The sequence below is a fragment of the Methylobacterium sp. GC_Met_3 genome (assembly GCF_026540775.1).
Lineage (GTDB): Bacteria > Pseudomonadota > Alphaproteobacteria > Rhizobiales > Beijerinckiaceae > Methylobacterium.
This window is the reverse complement of record NZ_JALNUL010000095.1, coordinates 1-8219: the sequence shown is the minus strand read 5'-3', so window position 1 is coordinate 8219 and position 8219 is coordinate 1. Positions and strand designations below refer to the sequence as shown.

At 64.3% G+C, this 8219-nt stretch carries 5 protein-coding genes and 1 pseudogene; 2 read left to right on the top strand and 4 right to left on the bottom strand.

Going from position 1 to position 8219, the window contains the following annotated elements; translation table 11 throughout:
• Positions 1-922 (bottom strand): annotated as a pseudogene (locus tag OXS27_RS31045) (IS630 family transposase); the annotation flags it as partial.
• Between the two features lie 27 nt (positions 923-949).
• Here OXS27_RS31045 and OXS27_RS31040 point away from each other — a divergent pair.
• Positions 950-1513, top strand: coding sequence for a transposase (locus OXS27_RS31040; RefSeq protein ID WP_346733090.1), 564 nt, complete (start codon positions 950-952; stop codon positions 1511-1513).
• Positions 1514-1916: 403 nt separating this feature from the next.
• On the opposite strand, the gene OXS27_RS31035 is transcribed toward OXS27_RS31040, so the two are convergent.
• The 3 genes from OXS27_RS31035 to OXS27_RS31025 all read right to left on the bottom strand — a co-directional run bounded on the left by OXS27_RS31035 (position 1917) and on the right by OXS27_RS31025 (position 5920).
• Positions 1917-2972 (bottom strand): GGDEF domain-containing protein, encoded by a 1056-nt coding sequence (locus tag OXS27_RS31035; protein ID WP_267361516.1) that lies wholly within the window; start codon positions 2970-2972, stop codon positions 1917-1919.
• Positions 2973-3722: 750 nt separating this feature from the next.
• The gene (locus OXS27_RS31030; RefSeq protein WP_243926421.1) at positions 3723-4862 is read right to left on the bottom strand and encodes a peptidyl-alpha-hydroxyglycine alpha-amidating lyase family protein; all 1140 of its coding nucleotides are present in this window, start codon (positions 4860-4862) and stop codon (positions 3723-3725) included.
• A 95-nt stretch (positions 4863-4957) separates the two neighbouring features.
• The gene (locus OXS27_RS31025; RefSeq protein WP_267361515.1) at positions 4958-5920 is read right to left on the bottom strand and encodes a TAXI family TRAP transporter solute-binding subunit; all 963 of its coding nucleotides are present in this window, start codon (positions 5918-5920) and stop codon (positions 4958-4960) included.
• Positions 5921-6095: 175 nt separating this feature from the next.
• Here OXS27_RS31025 and OXS27_RS31020 point away from each other — a divergent pair, with 175 nt between their 5' ends.
• Positions 6096-7460 (top strand): amidohydrolase family protein, encoded by a 1365-nt coding sequence (locus OXS27_RS31020; RefSeq protein WP_267361517.1) that lies wholly within the window; start codon positions 6096-6098, stop codon positions 7458-7460.
• Positions 7461-8219: the final 759 nt, after the last annotated feature.

The window sequence follows — 8219 nt, the reverse complement described above, 5'->3', positions numbered from 1 at the left end:
CCGGATGAATTGCCAGACGTTCTCCACCGGGTTGAGTTCAGGCGCGCAGGGCGGCAGCGTCAGCAGGGTGATGTTGGCCGGCACGATGACGTCGTGAGCGCTGTGCCAGCCTGCGCCGTCGAGCATCAGCACGGCATGCGCGCGGGGCGCGACGGAGCGGCTGATCTCGGCCAGATGCAAGGTCATCGCCTCGCTGTCGCAGCGGGGGAGGACGAGACCGGCACCCTTGCCCTTCTCCGGGCAGATCGCCCCGAAGATGTAGGCGTAGGCCGTGCGCTGGTCCTTGGGTGCCGAGGGTCGTGTCCCACGGCGTGCCCATCGTCGCGGTAGGCTGTTTTTCTGGCCGACGCGCGCTTCGTCTTGCCACCAGACCTCGATGGCCGTTCCGGCTGGTAGCCCCGCGCGGATCGCCATCACGGTGGCGGGGAGGTTTTTTGAACGCGGTGAGCGCAGCCGGATCCTGCGCGTGATGGCGCGGGCGCACCGACAGCTTGCGGAAGCCGAGGCGATTGATCAGCCGTCCGAGTGTGCTCTCGTCCAGGCTGACGCCGAAGCTCGCGTAGACCCAGGCGGCCAGATCCTTCAGCCGCCAACGCACCACCCCGTGCCGGTCCGGGTCCGGCCCGCTCTCGACGATCTGCATCAGGGCTTGGCGCTGTGCCGCGTCCAGCTTCGGCTTCTGGCCCGGCTCCTTGCGGTCGATCAGCCCCGCCGGGCCATCCGCGTTGAAGGCCAGCACCCAGTCGCGCACCGTCTGCAGGCCCACCGCCCCAATCCGCGCCGCATCGGTCCGGCTGCCGCCGTCGTAGATCTCAGCCAGAGCCAGGAGACGACGGCTCTGGCCCGCATCCCGGCTGACCTTGGCGTGCCGCCGCAGATCGTCGGCCGTGAAGTCCTCACGCAGCCGCACCGCAGATGACATGGCAAACCCTCCGGTTCACCTCATCGAATCAGATCCAGAACCGCAACGATACCCCGTGAGTCAGCCTCACCGTCGATTGGTATTAGACATCAACAAAACACCTCACGCGAAAGCGTTTTCAGTGTTCACCAAACCGGGGCAATCCCAGTCGGGGCGGCAGGCGAGCGCGGCTATGATCCAGCCCGACGGATTATCGGGCGCAAACGCCACGCGCTGACCGACACAGACGGCTGCCTGCTCATGGCTGGCGTCTCCACCGCCGACCTAAACGACAGCCACGGCGGCACCGCCCTGTTGCGGGCTTCGCGCGGGCTCTTCACTTTCCTGACCTACTGCTTCGCTGACCGCGCCTACAGAGGTGAGCGCGTCGGCATGGCCACGGCCATCGTGGTAGAGGTCGTCGAACCGGAAGCCGGGCAGAAAGGCATTGCCGTTCAACCCCGACGATGGGTGATCGAGCGGACATTCAATTGGATCAGTCGCTGCCGCAGGCTTGCGCGCGACCATGAAGCGACTCCGTCCTCCACGCTCGCCTTATTCATGCTCGCTGCGGCCATGATCCTCGTCAGGCGGCTCGCCAGAGCGTCATGAAATAGGGTCTCAGAGCGCTGGTGACACGCGCCCCAGCATGGCAGGTCAGAACAATGCTTAGCCCCGTCAACCCGATCTGCGAAGCGAAGACTGGCGGGGTCTGGCATCCGATCAGCATTGCTGAAGCGAAGGGCGCTTACGTGATGGCGCCGAAACGCTGCCCATCCTGCCATGGCGCAGTGGTTCTCACAGGCTCTTACGCCGAGCACGGCCGCCGGAAGTTTGCGCATCGCAAAGCGCATACCGGCTGCCCGATGGATCCAAAGCGGTACTCCGGCACGCCCTCGCCGCATCCCCAAGCACTTATCTGACAGGCGGCACTGACCCCTTCCACTCGATCCGATTACGTTTTGGCGGGCCTTGTGCTGTCCCCCGTGGCCAGGGACGCTGCAGGGTATCTCTGTCAGGCTGCCGTCGTAGCTACCGCAACGCAGACCCTGTTCCGTCCGGTTCGCTTCGCCTCGTACAGAGCGCCATCCGCCCGCTCGATACAATCCGCGCTGCTCTCTCCGGCGCGATGATCGGTTACGCCGATCGAGATCGTCACTCGGCCAACCGTCTCACCGGTCCCGCGTTTCACCAGCACCTGTGCCGCGAGCCGCTCGCATATCTGCCACGCGACCGTCCGAGCTGCTGCAAGATCTGCACCGGCAAGCAGGACCGCGAACTCCTCGCCGCCAAACCGCGCCGCGACATCCCGGCCCTTCACATTGTCCGCGAGCATACGGGCAACCCGACGCAAGACTAGATCGCCGGTCTTGTGCCCGTGCTCGTCGTTGAAGCGCTTGAAGTGGTCCACATCGATCATCAGCAGCGCGAAGCGGCTGGATGGGTCGGCCGCAGCATCTCTAATTGCCCGTCCCAGCCTGGAGTCGAACGCGCGCCGGTTGGCGATCCCGGTCAGTGCGTCTGTGGCGGCTTCCTGGCGCACCTGCAGAAAATCTTCGCGCAATCCAGCGATGCGCCCGGCTGCAACCGAGAGTCGAGCCTCTAGTGTCCGATTGCGTGCGCTGGCCCGTTCGGTCTCAGCCGTCAACACGGCTACTGCACGAAGCAAGTCCTCCGCACCCGTGCCTGCGTTCAAACGAGTGCGCCAGAGGTCAAGCGCGCCGCCGTAGGCTCGGATCGCATCGCTGCCGCGGGCGACCTGCTCGACGATACCATGGGCGAGTTCAGCGAGATCTTCAGCACCTGCAGCGACCGCGGCACCATCATCGGCGTCGTCAATACATTCGCGGTGAGGCGCCTCGATGTAGTCGGCGGTGAGCGGCTGGCCGCTGGCCTCACAACCGCGGATACGCTCCACGAGAGCTTGATTGCCGCCGTCGAACAGCGCGTATAATACCTCGAAGTTGCGTGGTGTTGGCGGGATGCCCTGCCGACGCAGAGCGTTCCAGGCTCGCTCACCGATCGAACGTACATCCGACCGACCGTGATCTGAGGTCGTGTTCTGGCTCATCGGAGGTCGCAGCGAAAAAGTGATTTTAGATATTCCGATGCACAGGTTACGGTCGCATGAATGTCGCGCCGCTACGAAGAGATGCAACCACTGGTCGCGTTGGACCGATTGCGACTCCACGTATCCCGCAGAGCGGTGGTGCCAACCTGCGCATGCAGCTACTGCGTCCGTTTGATCTAGTCAGGAGAGGTCTGGCGGCTCTCCGTATTGCGAGGCAACGATCAGGACCGCGAGTCCGAAGCATCCGTGACCGTGTTGTCGGAGGTAGCGGTGGGGTCGGCCGGACCAGCTCTTAATCCTGCTGGGGCTGCGGGAACGTCATCGCGACAGCTGGCACACTGCCCCTCAACGTGCCAGAGCGAGCCTGATGTCGTCGCGCATCCAGACAGTCGCTACGCGTCGCTGTTTGCGATCGCCTGCAAGCTCTCCAGCGCACGGGGCGCCCGTCCTCCGTCTTAATCATGGACCATAGGCGCAGGCATTGTGCCGTGTCTGAAGCTGTCTCCGGACTAGGGCTATAGTCCATAAAACGGCTCCACCGACACGCCCAGTTCGCTCGCGATCCGGTTTAGGATCGCTCGGTTACGCCCATGCAGTTTTGCCATAACAATCTCTTACGCGAATGGCCAATCGCAGCCGGAAGCGTCCGCTTATGGGACGTCGTCGAAGCGATCTGAATGACCGAGATGGGCGCAAAGCCGAAGGTCCGCTTTTCGGCGGCAGGGCCCATAGAGCGTCCGAACACGCAGATTAGGGGTGTAGAACCAGCTTCTGCGGGCGCCAGTTCAGCAGTTCGCCGACGTAGATCTCGTGCTCGGACGGGCAGGCGATCTCGTGGATCCAGCCGAACTGCTTGAGCTGCTTGCCCGTCTCGCCGAGCACACCCAGCACCTTGCCGTCGAGCGACAGCTTGTAGATCCGGCCCGGGAAGGCGTCGGCGACGTAGAGCACCTGCTTCGGTCCGGGTGTGATGCACAGTGCCCAGGGTGCGCCCGGCGTGAACAAGTCGACCGTGGAGCGGTCCTTGGCCGGTTTGCCGCGGATGATGGCGCGCGCCTTATCATAGTCGAACGGCACGTCGATTTTGATGATCCGCTGGATGTGGCCTGCGGTGTCCATCACCTGGATGCGGGCGTTGCCACGATCGGCGATGTAGATGTTGTCATTCGCGTCCGAAGCGATGGAATGCAGGGTGCGAAACTGCCCCGGCTCGGTGCCGTAGCTGCCGTACGAATCAACCCAGTTGCCGTCCTTGTCGATCTTGGCGATGCGCGAGTTGATGTAACCGTCGCTGATGTAAGCGTTGCCCGCCTTGTCCCAGGCCACATCAGTGACCTGCCGAAACTGGCCCTGCACCGGCGGCAGCGGCGGCATGGGGTGCTTCCAAGGCTCCGCAGCATCGTCGGCAGCCTCGGTCTTCCGGCCCCAGACCATGGCGACGCGGCCCTCTGGGGTGAACTTCACGACCATGTCCGAGCCCTTGTCCATGACCCAGATGTTGTCCTCCCGATCGACGCGCACGACATGGGCATAGGACCAAGCGTAGAGGCCGTGGCCGATCTCCCGGATGAACGTGCCGTCCGGATTGAACTCCAGGAGCTGGGCTGCAGCGGCGCCGTAGGCCGGCCCCTGTGTCGCCCCGCGCGACAGGATGAAGATATGCCCCTTCGAGTTCAGCGCGATGCCCGCCACCTCGCCGAAATGGATGTCCGGCGGCAGCTTCAGGAAATCTGGGATTGAGTCGAACGCGATCTCGGGGACCTGCGTCGCGGGTGCTGAGGATATCGCCACTGACGAAGCGGGTGCTTCACTCGGCTTGATCTCGTCGGCGCGTACGGCGGGCAGCGTCAGGGCGAGCACACCCACAGCAACGCACAGCGAGCGGATCATCTCAGGCTTCCTCACGGGCCAGCTGGTTCAAGTGCCGAGCTTGGTCACATCGGTTTAGCCCGAAACGACACAGCCAGAAAGCCGTCGCTCGATGTTCACTCCGGATCGGACCCGATCTCACGGAGGTACGCTGCAGTCGCCGGATGAAGCCATGTGGTCGGTACGTTTGAGACTAGGTTACGCGGGTCGCTTTCGCGTCCCTGGGGATAGAGACGGGCCAAGGTGTTCCGGCCACGATCGATCGCGCGCACGAGTCGGGTGACACTGCCGGTGTCGAGATCAGGTCGCGCTAGGATAAAGCTCCACGATCCGACAGTCTCGATCGCCGCATCCTGTCCGCGGAAGGAGCCGGCCGGGACAGTCAAGCGACGCATCGAGGCGCGCAGGGCCAGGATTTTCGGGATCGCTTCGGGCGCTGGGCCGAAGAACCGGGCACCGCCGGGTACGTCGGCGAGTGTCTTGAAGCCTGGCCAGCCGAGGCTCGCACCCCACAACGCGGCCGCTCGGCCGTCGAGAACTTGTGTAGCTCCGTCGCCGGCATCATCGAGGAGGACCGGCGTGATGTCGTGGCCTGGATCGATGCCGGAGCCCTGCAGCACGGTCCGCCCCATGATCGTGAAGCCCGAGCCGCGTGTACCGAGCGCGACGGCACGGCCGCGCAGATCCTGCACGTTCTGGATCAGACTGGAGGCTGGGACTACGAACATGCCGGGCGAGGCGTCGATGGGTGCCACGACCGTCAAGCCAACGCCGTCGGAACTCGGGCTGGACAAAGCCTCGTAGGCATACTCACCCTGCACGAGGGCAAGGTCGAGCTGAGCCGATTTGAGCAACTGCAGGTTCTCCGTCGAGCCCTTCGTGATCCGCGGCTCGACCACCAATCCTGGGTCGACCTCGTGAACCGCTGCGATGAGCGCTCGGCCGAAGGCTGGGAACGAACCGCCCGGCGTCGCGGTCCCCAGTGTCAGGCGAAGAGCAGCGTCAGGCTGTTGAGCTCTTGCGGGTGTGGTCCACGCGAGGCCCGCCATGCCCAGGAGCAGTTCACGCCGCCGCATCATGATCTCCCTCACCGCGATGTTCGCCGCGGACTAGCGCCGCTGGAGCTCGGCGGCACGCCTCGACAACCGAGCCGGAAAGCCCTCACATCGACGTTTGGAACATACGCAGGATCCAAGGTCGCACGCCAAACATAGCGACCCCCAACGTCTTGCGCTGGATCGGGAGGAACGTGTGATGCGACGGGACGCTCTGCTGCCGGTCGTGGCGACCGCCATGAGCCTCATTTGCGTCGGCAGTGCTGACGCCAAACCACTGGCGTTCACGGGAGTCCGGCTGATCGACGGTCGATCAGCCCAACCTGTCGAGGACGCAGTGCTGGTGATCGACGGCGACCGCATCGTGGCGGCGGGACCACGCGCCGCGATCACGGTGCCGCCCGATGCTGATATCCGGGAACAGCACGGCCACACGATCATGCCAGGGCTGATCTCCGATCACTCCCACGTCGGCATCGTGAAGGGTGTCGAGGTGGGCGCGCAAAGCTATACCCGCGAAAACATCCTCGACCAGCTCAAGGCCTACACGGCACGGGGCGTCACCACGGTCATGGCGCTCGGTCTCAACGGCGCGATCATGCCTGAGATCCGCGCAGAGGCGCACGAGGGACGGATTCCCGGTGCCGATCTGTTCGGCGTCGATCGGGGCATCGGCGTACCAGATGGAGGACCACCGCAGGCGATGATCCGCGTGAGCGCGGACCAGCTCTTTCGCCCGGCCAACGCCGAGGAGGGCCGCGAGGCGGTCCGCGCGATGAAGGCGCGTGGCACCGACATGGTGAAGCTCTGGCTCGACGACTTCGGTGGGTCCGTGCCGGCCAAGATGCAGCCAGCGGTCTACTCCGCCGTGATCGATGAGGCACATCGGCTCGATTTGCGCGTCGCCGCTCACGTACACGACCTGGAGGATGCGCGTGCGGTCATCAGGGCAGGCGTGGATGTGCTGGCCCACGGCGTACGCGACAAGCCGGTCGATGCGGATTTCATCGCTCTGCTAAAGGCGCACAACACTTGGTACATAGCGACACTCGCCCTGGATGAGGCGACTTTTGCTTACGCTGACGCGCCGGTCTGGGCACAGACCCCCTTCGTCCGGACGGCACTCGCGCCCGAGCTCAAGGCTCGGTTCGACGATCCCGCCTGGCAACGCGAGACGCGCACGAGCGCCAAAGCACAAGCGGCCCGCGACTCGCTGGCGGTGAACCTTACCAACCTGAAGCGCCTCGACGAGGCCGGCGTCCGGATTGGATTTGGTACTGACAGCGGCGCGGCGCCCGAACGTGTCCCCGGCGTGGCGGAACACCGCGAGTTGTCGCTGATGGTGCAGGCGGGCTTCACGCCCATGCAAGCCCTGATCACAGCGACGTCGCGGGCCGCCGAACTTCTCGATCTCGCTGATCGCGGCAGCCTGGAAGCTGGCCGCCGTGCCGATCTCGTCATCCTAGCCGCGGATCCGTCCCAGGATATCGCTAATAGCTCCCGGATCGTCGAGGTTTGGCAAGCTGGCCGTCAGCAAGACGTAGCTTCATCGACATCACCGTGAAGAAGCTTTTGACCTAGACTGACGACGGAGGCCACATGTTTAAGATCCGCCCGGGAGACACGACTCGGGCGCGTCGGACGGCCGGGATTAAGCCAGAGTGGCCGGCTGGAACTGGCCGAAAGCTGCTCGTCTAGTTTCTGGCGATCGGCAGCGTGAAGCAGATAGGGTAGATGGCCCGTGCATCACGTGCTGCCATGCCAAGATGGTACTGTCACGTAGCAGGAGCTTCGAGCCACTACGATGCACAGACCCACCGGTTAAGCGCCGGCGCTACAAGCGTGCAGACTGCACCGGGGAGGAGGTAAGCACCCACTGCAATCAGCCCTAAGGTGCTCGCCACCAGCATGGCGATGAGAGGCGCCAAGCCGACGCGATGAACCACGCGGCCGTAGCCATTGTGCCCGCACGCTGTGCTGGTAATCCAGCACAGCCTATTCCTGCAGACCAGCGATCACGCTCAACGCTTATTCTGATCAGTTCACGACGCCGTGAACACAGCGAAGCCTCATTCTCACGCCCAAGAGGGATCCGGGCGCTCACGCAGGGCGCTGCCGTATCGCCACCGCGCGCGATGCATTTCCTTTCGCCACCTCGGCCGCAGGCTCCGGGTAGAACGTAGGCGGTGTTGATGCTGTTCATCTGGTCGGGCTGGGGGATCGTGGTCATTCCCGTCGTGGTCGGTACGGCAGTTGCGGTCGGAGCGATGGGCGGGTTGGCGCTTCGGGCCCTCGGTCACCCCGAACTTATATTTCTCGCCAT